Source organism: Burkholderia sp. MSMB0856 (genome assembly GCF_001524645.2).
GTDB classification, from domain to species: Bacteria; Pseudomonadota; Gammaproteobacteria; order Burkholderiales; family Burkholderiaceae; genus Burkholderia; species Burkholderia diffusa.
The window spans coordinates 1,745,685-1,759,969 of the sequence record NZ_CP013428.1 but is presented as its reverse complement, the minus strand read 5'-3'; the positions used below and the strand labels follow the sequence as shown (position 1 = coordinate 1,759,969).

14 protein-coding genes are annotated in these 14,285 nt (G+C 69.2%); 13 read left to right on the top strand and 1 reads right to left on the bottom strand.

All coding sequences use genetic code 11. The features are described from left to right. Positions 1-65 precede the first annotated feature (65 nt). Positions 66-971, bottom strand: coding sequence for a helix-turn-helix transcriptional regulator (locus WS87_RS25445; RefSeq protein WP_059819695.1), 906 nt, complete (start codon positions 969-971; stop codon positions 66-68). Positions 972-1,251: 280 nt separating this feature from the next. Between WS87_RS25445 and WS87_RS25440 the strand changes: the two genes are divergently transcribed. The 13 genes from WS87_RS25440 (at position 1,252) to sctT (ending at position 14,284) form a co-directional block, all read left to right on the top strand. Continuing rightward, positions 1,252-2,085: a helix-turn-helix transcriptional regulator gene (locus WS87_RS25440; RefSeq protein WP_059819420.1), complete on the top strand. Its 834-nt coding sequence runs from the start codon at positions 1,252-1,254 to the stop codon at positions 2,083-2,085. 238 nt (positions 2,086-2,323) lie between these two features. Beyond that, complete coding sequence (gene sctV / locus WS87_RS25435) at positions 2,324-4,537, top strand: type III secretion system export apparatus subunit SctV (RefSeq protein WP_059819694.1); 2,214 nt, start codon at positions 2,324-2,326, stop codon at positions 4,535-4,537. Then, positions 4,534-4,812 carry a type III secretion system export apparatus subunit SctS gene (sctS, locus tag WS87_RS25430; RefSeq protein ID WP_011659215.1) on the top strand — a complete coding sequence of 93 codons (279 nt, stop codon included), beginning with the start codon at positions 4,534-4,536 and terminating at the stop codon, positions 4,810-4,812. The genes sctV and sctS overlap by 4 nt, the downstream gene beginning before the upstream one ends. Then, complete coding sequence (gene sctC / locus WS87_RS25425) at positions 4,812-6,851, top strand: type III secretion system outer membrane ring subunit SctC (protein ID WP_059819419.1); 2,040 nt, start codon at positions 4,812-4,814, stop codon at positions 6,849-6,851. The genes sctS and sctC overlap by 1 nt, the downstream gene beginning before the upstream one ends. Then, positions 6,832-8,181 (top strand): type III secretion system inner membrane ring subunit SctD, encoded by a 1,350-nt coding sequence (gene sctD / locus WS87_RS25420; protein WP_059819418.1) that lies wholly within the window; start codon positions 6,832-6,834, stop codon positions 8,179-8,181. The genes sctC and sctD overlap by 20 nt, the downstream gene beginning before the upstream one ends. Before the next feature lie 145 nt (positions 8,182-8,326). After that, positions 8,327-8,548 (top strand): hypothetical protein, encoded by a 222-nt coding sequence (locus tag WS87_RS25415; RefSeq protein WP_059527208.1) that lies wholly within the window; start codon positions 8,327-8,329, stop codon positions 8,546-8,548. A gap of 124 nt (positions 8,549-8,672) precedes the next feature. Continuing rightward, positions 8,673-9,155 (top strand): hypothetical protein, encoded by a 483-nt coding sequence (locus WS87_RS25410; RefSeq protein WP_059819693.1) that lies wholly within the window; start codon positions 8,673-8,675, stop codon positions 9,153-9,155. Between the two features lie 53 nt (positions 9,156-9,208). Then, positions 9,209-10,093 (top strand): type III secretion system inner membrane ring lipoprotein SctJ, encoded by an 885-nt coding sequence (gene sctJ / locus WS87_RS25405; protein WP_059699085.1) that lies wholly within the window; start codon positions 9,209-9,211, stop codon positions 10,091-10,093. Continuing rightward, positions 10,090-10,830 (top strand): SctK family type III secretion system sorting platform protein, encoded by a 741-nt coding sequence (locus tag WS87_RS25400; protein WP_059819417.1) that lies wholly within the window; start codon positions 10,090-10,092, stop codon positions 10,828-10,830. The genes sctJ and WS87_RS25400 overlap by 4 nt, the downstream gene beginning before the upstream one ends. Then, complete coding sequence (gene sctL / locus WS87_RS25395) at positions 10,812-11,441, top strand: type III secretion system stator protein SctL (protein ID WP_059600083.1); 630 nt, start codon at positions 10,812-10,814, stop codon at positions 11,439-11,441. Before WS87_RS25400 ends, sctL begins: the two co-directional genes overlap by 19 nt. Continuing rightward, positions 11,438-12,823: a type III secretion system ATPase SctN gene (sctN, locus tag WS87_RS25390; protein ID WP_059526754.1), complete on the top strand. Its 1,386-nt coding sequence runs from the start codon at positions 11,438-11,440 to the stop codon at positions 12,821-12,823. The genes sctL and sctN overlap by 4 nt, the downstream gene beginning before the upstream one ends. Then, the gene (locus WS87_RS25385) at positions 12,816-13,481 is read left to right on the top strand and encodes a hypothetical protein (protein WP_059819416.1); all 666 of its coding nucleotides are present in this window, start codon (positions 12,816-12,818) and stop codon (positions 13,479-13,481) included. Before sctN ends, WS87_RS25385 begins: the two co-directional genes overlap by 8 nt. Next, positions 13,475-14,284 (top strand): type III secretion system export apparatus subunit SctT, encoded by an 810-nt coding sequence (gene sctT / locus WS87_RS25380; protein ID WP_059819415.1) that lies wholly within the window; start codon positions 13,475-13,477, stop codon positions 14,282-14,284. The genes WS87_RS25385 and sctT overlap by 7 nt, the downstream gene beginning before the upstream one ends. Position 14,285 lies beyond the last annotated feature (1 nt).

The following is a 14,285-nucleotide window of genomic DNA, read 5'->3' as shown; positions in this document are numbered from 1 at the left end:
AGGTGTACGGACATGCCGGCCCGCGAGGCCGGCATGTCCGTTTACGCGGGTTCGTCGCGCGCGCGTCAGATCAGCTCGAGCTTCGACGTCAGGTACGTGAGCTGGATCCGGTTCGCGACGCCGAAGCGTTTGCGCAGCTTGCGCAGGTGATAGTCGACGTTGTGCGCGCTGGTGTCGAGGCGCCGGCCGATTTCCTTGTCCGACGCGCCTTCCGCGATGCCCAGCAGCAGTTCCTGTTCGAACGGCGTGAGCCCGTTCACGGCGCGTTCGCGCGACGTCGCGATCAGTTGCGGCGACGCGAACTTGTGCACCGACAGCCCGATCGACAACGCCTGCTCGATCGTCGCCGGCGTGATCCACTCGCGCGTGCGGCGCGGCGCGGTGAAGCTCATGAACGCATGCAGCCGCGTGCCGGGCACGGCCATCGAATACATGATGCCGCTGCACATGCCGTCGTCCTGCATCGTCTGCAGGAAACCGTCGAGCGCCGCCGGCGTCACGCACGGGCCGTCGTCGCGTTCGCGATGTTCGCGGCGCAGTTGCTGCAGGTCCCACACGATCGGCATGTTGCATACGCGCGCGCCGAGCGTGCGCGGATCGATGTCGTGATGGTTGTGCCGCACGTAGTCGCCGCGATAGGTGGTCGGCGTGAACGCCTCGTGCAGGTAGAGACTTTCGACGCGCTCCCGCGAGAATTCGAGCGCGAAATAGGCGAACGTCGAGAAGCCCGTCAGGTGCAGCAGGCTTGTGACGATACGGTTGCGTTCGGCGGTGCTCTGCGCGTGCTCGAGCGTATCGGCGACGCCGAGCTTCGGCGCGTGCGGCTGCACGATGTCGCCGCGCTTGACGTCGTCGCACCAGACGACCTGCACCGGGCGCTCTCTCGACGCGTCGGTGCTGGAGGCCGTCCGTCGCGACGGACGGGACAACGTTGGGGCGACCGCTTCTTCTTGCAATGCAATATCGGACATGTGCCATCCCTCGGAATCGACGCGCATCGCGTGGCGGCAGCCGTGTCGTGCACGGCGTTCGCGACGATGCGATCGAGCATCTTTATGATATGCGCAGATCATCATCCAGACGAAACGCGGGGGCATTGTACAAAAATGCCTGTGTACGCGTAATATGCCGTAATACTAATTCGGGCGAAAGGTTCATATTCGCACCGGTATAGAGACAACCAGAAAAACATAAAGAAAAGACCAGATCGTGACGGGGCAGGTTCACATATTGGGAAAGGGTGGGCTCCTCATGACATATGCTGACGACGCGCCACGCGTCGAGTGGTTCTCGCAAGCCGATATTGCGGTCGCTGCCGCTTATTCGAAAGAAATTCATGCAATCGAGCGTGACGTTTTTACCGGCATTCAAATCGCGCCAGGTAAATCCGACCTTGCGCCTGTCGATTTCGCCCAATGCCATTCGCGATTGCGGCAAATCGGTTTCAGCACGCTCGGATACGGCGCGTATGAAATGATCGGGCGGCGCATTCTGTGCGCGCATCTGCTGCGCGACCTCGCACCCGCGACGTTCATGCAGCCGTATATCGAGGGCATGCTCTACGAGAGCGACCCGCGTTTCGCGCAGGTGCGGCAGAGCGGCTTTCCGGTCGCGTGGCGGCTCGACGAGATCGAGTCGGCCGCGCAGGGCAGCGGCGACCGCAAGGTGCTCGCGCTGGCCGGCCATCTGCGTGCGCATGCAATGAACAGCGGCGTGATTTTCAGCCTGTCGGCGCCGCGGCTCGACTTGCGCGTCGCGGTGAACGTGACGTCGGAAGCGCACGGCACCGAGTGGATCGACGATCGCGTGATCGGCGGCGCGCTGTCGGTGAGCCTCGCCGTGCATCGCGTCGCGCTGCCGTTTCTCGAGGCGCGCATTGCGCGCATGCGCGGTTTCGCGCTGGGCGACGAGCAGCAGCAGGTGCTCGAGCGCCTCGTGCGCGGGCTGTCCGACCAGGAGATCGCGAGCGCGCTGCGCACGTCGCTGCACAAGGTCGGTCACCATATCCGTTCGCTCGAAAAACTCTTCAACGTCCAGAATCGCGCGCAGCTCGCGTATCTCGCAGCACGCCGTCTGGAGTCCTGACCCTGTCTGCGCGCGCGGCGCCCGCCGCGCGATGGAAGCGGTTCCGGCGATGCGCGCGAGCAGGCGTCGCCGGGTTTCGTAGTCGGATCGGATCGTCACCGGAAAACCGCCGCGCCGCTACGAGGCGCATCCCTTTTTGCGCGGTGTCGCGTCGCTACACTCGTCCCATTCAACGGTCCGCGCGACACGGGGCATGACGGCCCGTGCCCGGCGGCGACAACGACAGGACGACGGCACGATGGCAGAACCGAAGGCGCTCCCTCGCGACTGGCAGCGGATCTTTTCCGCCGGCCGCAGCGTGTCCGGGCGACGTCTCGGGGCATCGCCGCGCGCCGACCTGTTTCTCGCCGCGTTCATCGTGTCGGTGGTCGCGCTGTTCATCCTGCCGCTGCCGCAGGCCGCGCTCGACGGGATGATTTCGCTGAACCTCGCCGCGAGCGTCGTGTTGCTGACGGTGTCGACCTACGTGCCTTCGGCGGTCAGCTTCTCGTCGTTTCCCGCGCTGCTGCTGTTTACGACCCTGTTCCGGCTCGCGCTGAACATCGCGTCGTGCAAGCTGATCCTGCTGCACGCGAATGCGGGCCACGTGATCGACGCGTTCGGCCGGCTCGTGGTCGGCAACAACGTCGTGGTGGGCGGCGTGGTGTTCCTCGTGATCGCCGTCGTGCAGTTCATCGTGATCGCGAAGGGCTCCGAGCGGGTCGCCGAAGTCGGCGCGCGCTTCTCGCTCGATGCGATGCCGGGCAAGCAGATGAGCATCGACGCGGACCTGCGCGCGGGGATCATCAGCGCCGATGAAGCGCGCGAGCGTCGCGAGAAGCTCGAACAGGAATCGCAGATGCACGGCGCGATGGACGGCGCGATGAAGTTCGTGAAGGGCGACGCGATCGCTGGCCTCGTGATCGCGTTCATCAACATCGTCGCGGGCATCGCGGTCGGCACGCTGATGCACGGCATGGACATCGGCGAGGCGCTGCAACGTTACGCGATCCTGACGGTCGGCGACGGGATGGCGTCGCAGATCCCGTCGTTGCTGGTGTCGATCGCGGCCGGCATCGTCACGACGCGCGTCGCGACGCGCGACACGCGGCAGCGCCAGCTCGGCGAACAACTGGGCGAGCAGCTCGGCGCGCATCCGCGCGCGCTGCTGATCGCGGCGCTGGTGCTGGCCGGCTTCCTCGTCGTGCCCGGTTTTCCGAAGTGGTCGTTCGCGCTGATCGCGTTCGGCCTCGGCGCGTTCGCATTCACGCAATTGAAGCGCAAGACGACCGCGCCGAGCTTCAACCTGATTCATATCGCCGGCCGCATCGGCGCGACCGACGACGGCCAGCCCGCGAAGGTGTCGCATGCGGCGGGCGTGACGTCGCTGATCGCGGTGTCGCTGTCGGACGACCTGCGCACGACGCTGAACCTCGCGCAGCTGCAGACCGCGCTGTCGAGCGCGAAGGCGCGCGTCGACGCGGATATCGGCACGGTGTTTCCTCGCATCACGCTGAACGACGACGAGGGTGCAGCGGCCGGCACGTACCGGATCTATCTGCAGGACGTGCTCGCCGCGCATGGCGCGCTGAAGCCGGGCTGGCTGCTGTGGGACGGCGTCGCGCCGCTGCCCGAGCGCGCGGAGCGCCAGCCGGCCGAGGCGTTCGGCCCGTTCGCGACCGCGCTGTGGATCAAGCCCGACGGCGCGGCGCCGGACGGCAAGTGGCTGACGAGCGAAGGCGCGCTCGCCGCGCACGTCGAACAGATCGTGCGCCAGCATGCGGACGAACTGCTCGGCATCCAGGAAACGCAGGCGCTCGTGCACCTGGTGCGCCGCGAGCATCCCGAACTCGTCGGCGAACTGACGCGGCTCGTGCCGCTGCAGCGCGTGACCGAGGTGCTGCGCCGGCTGCTTGCCGAACAGGTGCCGATCCGCAACCTGCGCGTGATTTTCGAAAGCCTGATCACATGGGCGCCGAACGAGCCGGACGACGTGATCGCGCTGGTCGAACTGGTGCGCGTCGACCTGCGCCGGATGATCACCGATCGGCATGCGGGCGCGACGCGGCAACTGCGCGTCGTGCTGTTCGAGCAGAACCTGCAGGAGCGGATCGAGAACGCGGTAATGCGCACGAAGCAGGGTAATTTCCTCGCGCTGTCGAGCGCGATCAAGCAGGACATCGGCGAACAGGTGCGCGCGATCGTGCAGGCCGCGACGTCGGCGCAGGCGGCCGGCGCGGGTGGCCACGGCAACCCGCAAGGCGCCGCGCGGCTCGCGGTGATGGTCGCGCTCGGCGCGCGCCGCTATGTGAAGACGATCCTGCAGCCGGTGCTGCCCGAACTCGCGGTGCTGTCGTACCAGGAGGTCGAGGAGGACGTGCAACTGCATACGGTCGGTTGGGTGAAGAACCCGCCCGACGACGGCACGCTCGGCGCGGGCGCCGGCGTGCGCGCGCCGGGAGTCGCGCAATGACGAGCTCGACGATCCTCGACCTGACCCGGCAGGCGCTGATGCTGGTGCTGCTGCTGTCGCTGCCGATCGTGCTGATCGCCACCGTCACCGGCCTCGTGGTCGCGATCCTGCAAGCGGTCACGCAGGTGCAGGACGCCAACATCGGCATCGCGGTGCGACTGATCGCCGTGATGGTCGCACTCGTGCTGCTGTCGGGCTGGCTCGGCAGCGAGGTGCTGCGATTCGCGCAACAGGCGCTGGAACGCATGTTCGTTTCTTCCTCAGGAGTGCTTTGATGCGTCGACGCGTCACCCCGATCCGGTTTCAACCGCGCCGCCTGCAACGGGCCGCGCTCGCCATGTGCGCGACCGCGCTGCTCACGGCATCGCTGTGCATGACGGTCGCGCATCCGGCGCGCGCGGCGGACCTGCGCTGGCGCAACAAGCCGTTCACGATCGTCGCGAACGGCAAGAAGATCGGCGATTTCATTCGCGAGCTCGCATCGTCGCAGGGCGTGACGGCCGTGGTCGACCCGAAGGTCGACGGCGTGATCAGCGGCCGCTTCTCGGGCACGCCGCAGCAGACGCTCGACACGATCTGCTCGACCTACGGGCTCACGTGGTACTACGACGGCTCGTTCCTGTACGTCGATCCGGCCGACCAGTCGCAGACGCAGATGATCCCGATTCCGCCGAACGCGGCCGGCGAGATCGGCCGCGCGCTGCAGGCGATGCAGATTCCCGACAAGCGCTACACGCTCGTGATCAACGACCGCGCGAACAGCGTGTACGTGGCCGGCCCGCGTCGCTACGTGGAGCTCGTGCGGCAGGCGGTCGGCTCGGTCGGCGACCCGTCGGCGAACGGCGCGCATGCGGACATTCGCGCGTTCCGGCTCAGGTACGGCTGGGCCTCCGATTTCACGATCAACCGCTCGGGCAAGGAAGTGACGGTGCCGGGCGTCGCGACGATCCTGCGCCGGCTGTTCGGCAAGGGCGGCGGCACGAGCGAACTGCCGTCGAGCACGCCGCTCGGGCAGGCTGCGCGTCAGGTGAAGCTCGGCTCGGGGCTGACGATCGCGGTTCCGCGGCTCGACTTCCCGGACATGTCCGGCGGCCCGCGCCAGGGCGGCTACGGCGGTGCGGACGGCAGCGCGGGCGGCTTTTCGCCGTTCTCCAGCGGCGGCGGTGGCGACACGCTGCCGCAGATCGTCGCCGATCCGGCGATCAACGCGGTGATCGTGCGCGACCTGCCGGAGAACATGTACCGCTACCAGTCGCTGATCAACCAGCTCGACGAGCGGCCGCGCATCGTCGAGATCAACGTGACGATCATCGACATCAACGAGGATTCGCTCGATAGCCTCGGGATCGACTGGCGTCTGCACACGACGCACGGCGACGTGCAGATCGGCAACGGCCAGAACCCGCTGAACGGCAACACGCAGTTCAACGGCGCCGGCAATCCGCCGCTGACGTTCGGCATCGGCACGTCGGAAACCGGGCAGACCGGCGCCTTCCTGCCGACCGGCATCGCGCTGACCGCGTCGATCGGCGGCTCGTTGCGCAACTACCTGCTCACCCGCGTGAACGCGCTCGCGCAGAAGGGGCAGGCGCAGCTGCGCTCGAAGCCGAAGGTGCTCGCGCTCGACAACACCGAGGCCATTCTCGAGAACCTTACGCAGTTCTACGTACAGGTGCAGGGCTACCAGGATTCGTCGCTGTACAGCGTGACGACCGGCACCAGCATCAAGGTAACGCCGATGATCGTCGACGAGGCGATCCGCAACGCGGCCGCCGTGTCGGGTAACCCGCAGAGCGTGATGATGTCGATCGACATCCAGGACGGCAACATCGTGCCGGGCCAGGCCGTGTCGAACGTGCCGGTGATCCAGCAGCGCAACATCGTCACCAAGACGATGATCGACGAAGGCAAGAGCCTGCTGATCGCGGGCTTCAACGACGACGAGGTGCGGCTGAACAAGAGCGGCGTGCCGTGGCTGTCCGACATCCCGTTGATCGGCAACCTGTTCAAGTACACCGACAAGTCGGGCAACCACATGGAGCGGTTCTATTTGCTGACGCCGCGCGTGGTGACGACCGCGTCGATGTACGCGCCGGACGGCTCGCCGGTGAATCCGGGTGCCGACGGGCCGGCCGGTTCGAACGGCACGTCGATGTATCGCCCGCCGGACAACGACATCGCGGTGCCGCTCACGCCCGCGCCGCTGCCCGGCACGAAGTTCGGCCCGCCCGCGCTGCCGCCGCCGAAGGATTCGGCCGCGCAGCCCGTGGCGACGACCGCAGGAGCGCCCACTCATGTCGACGACCATCATTGACCCGCACGGCGACGGCGCATTGCCCGGCGGCGGCGCGGCCGGATCGGCCGCGCTCGCGTCGCCGTGGAACCTGTGCTTCCTCAGCGGGCCGATGTACGGCCGCACGATGTCGCTCGCGCGCGGCGCGAACTGGGTCGGCACCGCGGCCGACTGCGAAGTGATCCTGCCCGATCGCGAGATCGGCGCAAAACAGGTGTGCCTGCAGGTCGGCGCGCTCGCGGTGACGGTGCAGAACCACGGCGGCGACGGCGGAGCGCCCGTGCTGTTCAACGACGAGCCGCTCGGCGCGGGCCGCCGCTCGATGACGCCGCAGGACGTCGTGACGGTCGGCTCGATCAAGCTCGGCATCGCGCGTCATGCGCAGGCGAGCGTCGCGGTGCCCGACGAGGCCGACACGCAGGACGCCGCGCGCGAGGCCGCGTGGCTCGGCTGGCTCACCGGCGGGCTGCGACGTCTCGGCAGCCGGCGGCTCGTGATCGCGGTCGTCGCGCTGTGGATCGGCGTGCTGCTCGGCGCGCTCGGTTACGGCTTCGTCGCGTGGTCGGGGCGCCTGCCGTGGCAGCACGAGTCGGTGCTCGCGCGCACGCACCGGCTGCAGCAGCTGCTGCACGCGTATCCGGAGCTCGCCGTCGCGCCGCGCGACGACGGCGTGATCGTGTCGGGCTACGTGAGCGACCCGGCGGCGCGGGAACGCGTCGCGCAGATCGTCGCGGGCGTCGACAACGCGGCGCTCGGCAACATCTACGTGGTCAGCGATCTCGTCGCGACCGCGCAGACGTATTTCAGCGACACGGCACTGACGGTCACCTATCTCGGCCGCGGCCGGATCGAATTGACGGGCGCGGCCGAGCGCGCGCAGATCGAGCCGCGCATCCGCAACTACATGAAGGACGCACGTCCGGCGCTCGAGGTGGTCGACCACGTGCGCGACGCCGATGCCGCCGCGCCGCGCACCGCGACGACGCTCGGCGGCGTCGCGGGGATTCCGGAGATCACGACGGTATTCGCGGGCGACGGCGACCAGCGTTACATCGAGACGGCCGACGGCAGCCGCTATTTCGAAGGCGCGCGGCTGAAGGAAGGGCCGACCGTCGTGTCGATCGGCCCGGACGAAGTCGTGTTCGAGCGCAACGGCCAGCGCATCACGATGCCGCTTGGCGGCGCGTCCGCAAGCACGCCGGAGCGGGCGCCGGCGCCGCCCGTGCCGCCGCTCGCGAGCGGTGCGGCGGCTGGCGTCGCGCAGCCGGTGCCGGGCCCGACGCTGCCGCAGGATGCGCCGGCGACGCCGGCCGTCGCGGCCGCCGGTGCCTCGAAGGAGGCGGCGCACTAGCGTCGCGACAGGTTTTGCGCATCGCGCGTCGCGCGGTGCGCGCATTACGCGACACGCCGCATGCACGCGGCGCGTCACGTCGCCGGCGGGGCATGGGGTCGCCGCCGGAAAGTGGATGACGTTCTTCACGCAAAAGGAGCGAAATATGGGTGCCTCAGCAGCAGGTAGCGCGGGTGGTCCGAACGATACGACCCAGGTTCAGCAGCAGGCGGACGACCTGACCAAGACGCAGCTCGAACTGACGAAGATCAACTTCCAGGTTCAGCAGTCGACCGCGACGTTCGAAACCAGCAACGCAGTAACCGCGCAGGAAGGGACGGCGAACGCCCAGGTTGCGCAACACCTGAGTTCCGCCGGCCGCGCATGAAGCCGGTCGCCGGCCGCGCCGTGCGACGCCACATGCCCGGGCCGCCCATGACGGGCGCCCGGCGGGGCGTGTGCGCGTGCCGGCCGGCTCGTTTCCGGCTCTGCCGGTCAAGGAGGACACGATCATGTCGGTAACAGGCGTAGGCGCGGCGCCGCCGGGCGCGGCCGCGCTCGCGGGCGCCGTGCAGCAGGCGGGCACGACGTCCGATCCGGCGCAGGTGCGCCAGTTCGATGCGTTGATGCAGCCGGGTGCAGCCGCGGCATCGCCGTCGGCGTCGGGCGTCGCGATGTCGCGCGCGCCGGCCGATGCGGCGCCGGCGGTGCAGATGACGCCCGCGACACCCGCGCAGGCGAACCATTCGTCGCTGGTCGAGCGGTTGCGCACGTACGGCAACGATCTCGACACGCGGTACGCGAACATCGACAAGCATCGCACCGAGATGCTGACGTCGATGGCGGACAACCGCAGCGATCCGCTGATGACGATGGTGAAGGCGATGGATTTCCAGTGGACGGCGACCACCACGATTTCCGAATACCAGTTGAGCCTGTCGGTCGCGCAGGCGGCGAACGGCTTCACGCACACGGTGCTGAAGACGCAGGAGTGACGAAGGCCGGTGCGTGTGCCTGAAGCGGCCGCGCGCCCTGAAGCGGACAAACGATGACGACGATCGATTCGACGCCGCGCATGCATGCGTGGCGCAGCCGGGCAGCGCGAGCGCTGCTCGCGGGACTGCTCGCGCTGCTGGCCGGCTGCCAGAAGGAGCTGTACTCCGGCCTGTCGGAGCGCGACGCGAACCAGATGGTCGCCGTGCTCGGTGATGCGGGCATCAGCGCGTCGAAGGACAACGACGCGCGCGACACGTCGGATCGCAACGCATGGCAGGTGAGCGTCGCGGACGGCGACATGCAGTCGGCGCTCACCGTGCTGCAGGCGAACGGGCTGCCGAAGCCGAGCTATGCGAGCCTCGGCGAGCTGTTCCAGAAGCAGGGGCTCGTGTCGACGCCGGCCGAGGAGCGCGTGCGCTACCTGTACGGCGTGTCGCAGGACCTGTCGCGCACGCTCCAGGACATCGAGGGCGTGGTGGTTGCGCGCGTGCAGGTCGTGATTCCGGAGAACGATCCGCTCGCGGACAAGATCAAGCCGTCGTCGGCGGCCGTGTACATCCGCTACCGGCCCGGCGTGGATCTGCGCGCGATGGCGCCGATGGTCAAGGATCTCGTCGCGCACAGCATCGAAGGGCTGCAGTACGACAACGTGTCGCTGTTCCTGCAGCCGGCCGCCGCGCGCGCGACGCGCGTGGACGGCATCGGCAGCGCGGTGTCGGACGTCCTGCGGCTGCGCTCGCCGCTCGGCTGGCTGGTGTTCGCGCTGATCCTGCTGACCTGCGCGGTGATCGCGCTGTCGGCCGCGCGGCGCGGGATGTTCGGCGCCCGGCTGGCCGGGCTGGTCGGCACGCCGCGCGGTGCGAACGGGGCCGGCGGTGCGTCCGCGTCGTCGGGCGGCGGCCTGCGCACGCCGGACGGCGCGCGCGACGGCGCATGAGCGAACACGCCGCGCTGCCGCCGGGTGCCAAGCCCGATGCCGCGCCGCTGCCGTGGCTGCACCCGCTCGCGCCGCCGCCACCCGCGCGGCTCGCAGCGTTTCACGCGCTCGTCTGCGAATTCAACCTGCGGCCCGATCGCTATCTGCACGTGACGCGCGTGCCGGCCGAGTGGCCCGCGCGCTATCGCTCGCCCGACGCGTTCGGCCTGGCCGGCCGCAAGCTGCTTGCGCGCCATCTGCTCGACGCGAACGACGTGGCCGCGCATCACGACTTCGACGTCGCCAATCCGTGTGCGCGGCTCGCGCTGCTGCCCGGCGCGGCGCTCGAGCAGCTTGCGTCGTATGCGGGGCTGCTGCTGCATCGCGGCTGGCTGCGCGATGCGCTGACCGTGCGCCGCATTCGCGCGGAAATCGCGGCGAAGCTCGGCGGCGACGCGCTGGAACTCGCGCTCGAGCGCGCGCCGGAATTCGGCGCGCTCACGGACACGCTCGAACCGTGGCGTGCCGATCCGGCCGCGTTGCCGGTGGTGATCCGCGCGCGCGGCGGGCGGCTGCTCGCGGATTTCATCGGCGTGGCCGGCGACGCGGTCGCACGGCGCGCGCGCCTGAAATTCAACCGCGCGATCGACGACGAAGCGCCGTACTGGCTGAACCGCGCGCAGCGCGACCAGTTCGGCGAATTGCTGTTCCTGTTTCTGATTCCCGAGAGGCTTGCGTCATGGGACTGGCTTTTCTGATCACGAGCGACAACCTGCAACTGCTGTCGGAGCGCAAGGTGCTCAAGGAGCGCGAGTACGCGGCGCTGCTCGACGCGTCCGCGGTGATCGCGACCGCGCGCGACGAGGCCGCGCGTATCGTCGCCGATGCGCAGCGCGAATTCGACAAGCGCCAGGCGGCGGGCTACGACGAAGGCATGCGCCGCGCGCAGCGCGAGCATGCGGCGCAGGCGTACACGCAGGCGCTGGCCGCCGCGCGCACGATGGAGTCGATGAAGGATTCGATGGCCGACATCGTCGTGAAGGCCGTGCGCGCGATCGTCGGCGAGATGGGCACGCAGAAGCTCTACGAGGCCGCGCTCGCGCGGATCGCGCCGCTCGTGCGCGACGAAGCGTTCCTGATCGTGCGGGTCGCGCCGGGCCGCGAGGACGAAATGCGCGACGCGCTTGACCGCGCATTCGCCGGCCAGTCGAATCGGCAACGGATCCGCATTGTCGAGGACGCCCAGCTCGAACGCCACGCGTGCACGGTCGAGACACCGTCCGGGCGCATCGACGCGAGCCTCGACCTGCAGATCGACGCGCTGCGCCAGGCGATCCGCCGCGATGCGCTGAAGGGCACGACGCGATGAACACGCCGCTCGACGATCCGCAGTCGTTCGGCGGCGACAGCGACGACGATGCCGCGCCGTTCGATCGCGGCCGCCTCGTCGGCGACCTCGACGCGGGGCTCGCATTTTTCTCGCCGGTGTCTGTGCAGGGCCGCGTCAATCACGCAGTCGGGCAGATCCTCAACGCGACCGGCATCCGCGCGCGGCTCGGCGAGATCTGCGAACTGCGCACGCCGAACCAGCCGACGCTGCTCGCCGAAGTGGTCGGCTTCTCGCGGCAAACCACGCTGCTCACGCCGCTCGGCGACGTGGCCGGGCTGTCGCCGGAGACGACCGTCGTGCCGTCCGGGCGCGAGCACGTGTTCCCGGTCGGCGAAGCGCTGTTCGGCCGCGTGCTCGACGGGCTCGGCCGGCCGCTCGACGATCGCGGGCCTGTGACGGGCGCCGCGTGGGTATCGACGCAGCAGGACCCGCCGAACCCGCTCGCGCGCAAGATGATCGACACGCCGTTTCCGACCGGCGTGCGCGTGATCGACGGTCTGATGACGCTTGGCATCGGCCAGCGCGTCGGCATCTTCGCACCGTCCGGCGTCGGCAAGAGCACGCTGCTCGGGATGATCGCGCGCGGCGCGCAAGCGGACGTGAACGTGATCGCGCTGGTCGGCGAACGCGGCCGCGAAGTGCGCGAGTTCATCGAGCACAGCCTGTCGCCCGAGGTGCGCGCGCGCTCGATCGTCGTCGTGTCGACGTCCGATCGTCCCGCGATGGAGCGCGTGAAATCCGCGCTGGTCGCGACCGCGATCGCCGAGCACTTCCGCGACGCGGGCAAGCGCGTGCTGCTGCTGGTCGATTCGCTGACGCGCTTCGCACGCGCGCAGCGCGAGGTCGGCCTCGCGAGCGGCGAGCCGCCGACGCGGCGCAGCTTCCCGCCGTCGACGTTCGCCGTGCTGCCGCGCCTGCTCGAACGCGCGGGGCAGGGCGCGACCGGATCGATCACCGCGCTGTACACGGTGCTCGTCGAAGGCGATGAGGAATCCGATCCGATCGCCGAGGAAGTGCGCTCGATCCTGGATGGCCACATCGTGCTGTCGCGCAAGATCGCGCTCGCGAACCGCTATCCGGCGATCGACGTGCTCGCGAGCCTGTCGCGCGTGATGCCGCTCGTCGCGAGCCGCGCGCATCAGCACTCGGCCGCGCGCGTGCGCGAGCTGATCGCGAAATATCAGGAGATCGAGCTGCTCGTGCAGATCGGCGAGTACCGCGAAGGCAGCGACCGGCTCGGCGATCTCGCGCTGCGCGCGCGCGATGCGATCGGTGCGTTCTGCACGCAGGCGTCGCACGAGGACGTGCGTTTCGACGCGCTGCTCGCGAAGCTGACGAAACTCGCGAACGACCATGTCTGAAGCCGACGACCGTCTCGTGCTCGCGACGCTCGCGCGCCTGAAGCGCGTGCGCGAGATGCGCAGCCAGATCGCGCGTGTGGCGGCCGCGCGCCAGCAGGGCATCGCCGCGCAGAGCCGCCGCGCGCTCGATGCCGCGCACGCGCAGCTCGCGCGGCAGGTCGCCGCGAAGGCTGCGATCCAGACGCGGCTCGCCGACGACCTGCGCGAGGCGCGCGCGCTGCAGAATGCCGCGGCCGACACGCGCACGTTCGATCGTCACATCGGCGTCGCGAATGCGTCGGTCAGCGAAGCCGCGCACGTGCACCGCGATCAAGAGGCGACGCTCGCGGACCTGCAGCGCGCCGCGCGCAAGGCGAAGGCCGCCGAGGACAAGCTCGACAAGGCCGGCGAGAAGGCATTGCAGGCGCGTGCCGCGCGGGTCGAGCGCGACGCAGACGAGGTCGCGGATGCGCATGCGGTGCGGCGTTTCGCGACAGCCGGCGTGTGGGCGGGCGATGCGCCGGAGCATGCGGCGGGGCAGCCGGAGATGGCCGCCGTATTCGATGCGGAGATGGTGTCGCGGCCGGCGGATGCGGATGCGACGGCCGCGGCCGACACCGTCGACTCGACCGCTGCCGACGCTGCAACCCCTCCCGCCGCTGCGGACCGCCGATGCTAGACCACGCCGCGAATTTCAACGACATCGCCGGCACGCTGCGGCCGCTGCTCTACGTGATGCCGCGCCTGCTGCCGGTCATGTTCGTGGTGCCGGTGTTCAACGAGCAGATCGTCACGGGCCTCGTGCGCAACGGAATCGCGGTGGTGATCGCCGCGTTCGTCGCGCCGGTGATCGATCCGGCGCAGGTCGCCGCGCTGCCGTTCCTGATGTGGTGCCTGCTCGTCGCGAAGGAGGCGGTGGTCGGCATGCTGCTCGCGGGCGCGTTCAGCGCGGTGCTGTTCGCGATCCAGGGCGTCGGCTACCTGATCGATTTCCAGACCGGCAGCGGCAGCGCCGCGTTCTTCGATCCGATGGGTGGGCACGAGGGCGGCCCGACGTCGGGATTCCTCAATTTCGTCGCGATCGCGCTGTTCGTCACCGCGGGCGGCCTTCAAGCGCTGGTGCAACTGTTCGCGCAGTCGTACGCGTGGTGGCCGATCGGCTCGCTCGGCCCCGATTTCTCGTCGATGCTGGAGACCTTCGTCGTGCGGCAGACCGACACGATCTTCGAATGGATGGTGAAGCTCGCCGCGCCCGTCATCATCGTGCTGGTGCTCGTCGAGCTCGGCATCGGTCTCGTCGGGCGCGCGGTGCCGCAACTGAACATCTTCGTGTTCGCGCAGCCGGTGAAGAGCGCGCTCGCGGTGCTGATGATGGTGCTGTTCCTGCCGGTGGTGTACGCGTCGCTGCATGCGCTGCTGAGCCCCGACAGCGGACTGATGGCGCTGTTGCGCGCGCTGTTCGCCGCGCACGGCGGCGCGTGAC

Coding starts and splice junctions, on each gene's coding strand:
- sctS (WP_011659215.1), top strand. CDS start 4,534: ATGACGAGCTCGACGATCCTCGACCTGACCCGGCAGGCGCTGATGCTG.
- WS87_RS25410 (WP_059819693.1), top strand. CDS start 8,673: ATGTCGGTAACAGGCGTAGGCGCGGCGCCGCCGGGCGCGGCCGCGCTC.
- sctC (WP_059819419.1), top strand. CDS start 4,812: ATGCGTCGACGCGTCACCCCGATCCGGTTTCAACCGCGCCGCCTGCAA.
- sctV (WP_059819694.1), top strand. CDS start 2,324: ATGGCAGAACCGAAGGCGCTCCCTCGCGACTGGCAGCGGATCTTTTCC.
- sctL (WP_059600083.1), top strand. CDS start 10,812: ATGGGACTGGCTTTTCTGATCACGAGCGACAACCTGCAACTGCTGTCG.
- WS87_RS25415 (WP_059527208.1), top strand. CDS start 8,327: ATGGGTGCCTCAGCAGCAGGTAGCGCGGGTGGTCCGAACGATACGACC.
- sctT (WP_059819415.1), top strand. CDS start 13,475: ATGCTAGACCACGCCGCGAATTTCAACGACATCGCCGGCACGCTGCGG.
- WS87_RS25400 (WP_059819417.1), top strand. CDS start 10,090: ATGAGCGAACACGCCGCGCTGCCGCCGGGTGCCAAGCCCGATGCCGCG.
- sctD (WP_059819418.1), top strand. CDS start 6,832: ATGTCGACGACCATCATTGACCCGCACGGCGACGGCGCATTGCCCGGC.
- WS87_RS25440 (WP_059819420.1), top strand. CDS start 1,252: ATGACATATGCTGACGACGCGCCACGCGTCGAGTGGTTCTCGCAAGCC.
- sctJ (WP_059699085.1), top strand. CDS start 9,209: ATGACGACGATCGATTCGACGCCGCGCATGCATGCGTGGCGCAGCCGG.
- WS87_RS25445 (WP_059819695.1), bottom strand. CDS start 971: ATGTCCGATATTGCATTGCAAGAAGAAGCGGTCGCCCCAACGTTGTCC.
- WS87_RS25385 (WP_059819416.1), top strand. CDS start 12,816: ATGTCTGAAGCCGACGACCGTCTCGTGCTCGCGACGCTCGCGCGCCTG.
- sctN (WP_059526754.1), top strand. CDS start 11,438: ATGAACACGCCGCTCGACGATCCGCAGTCGTTCGGCGGCGACAGCGAC.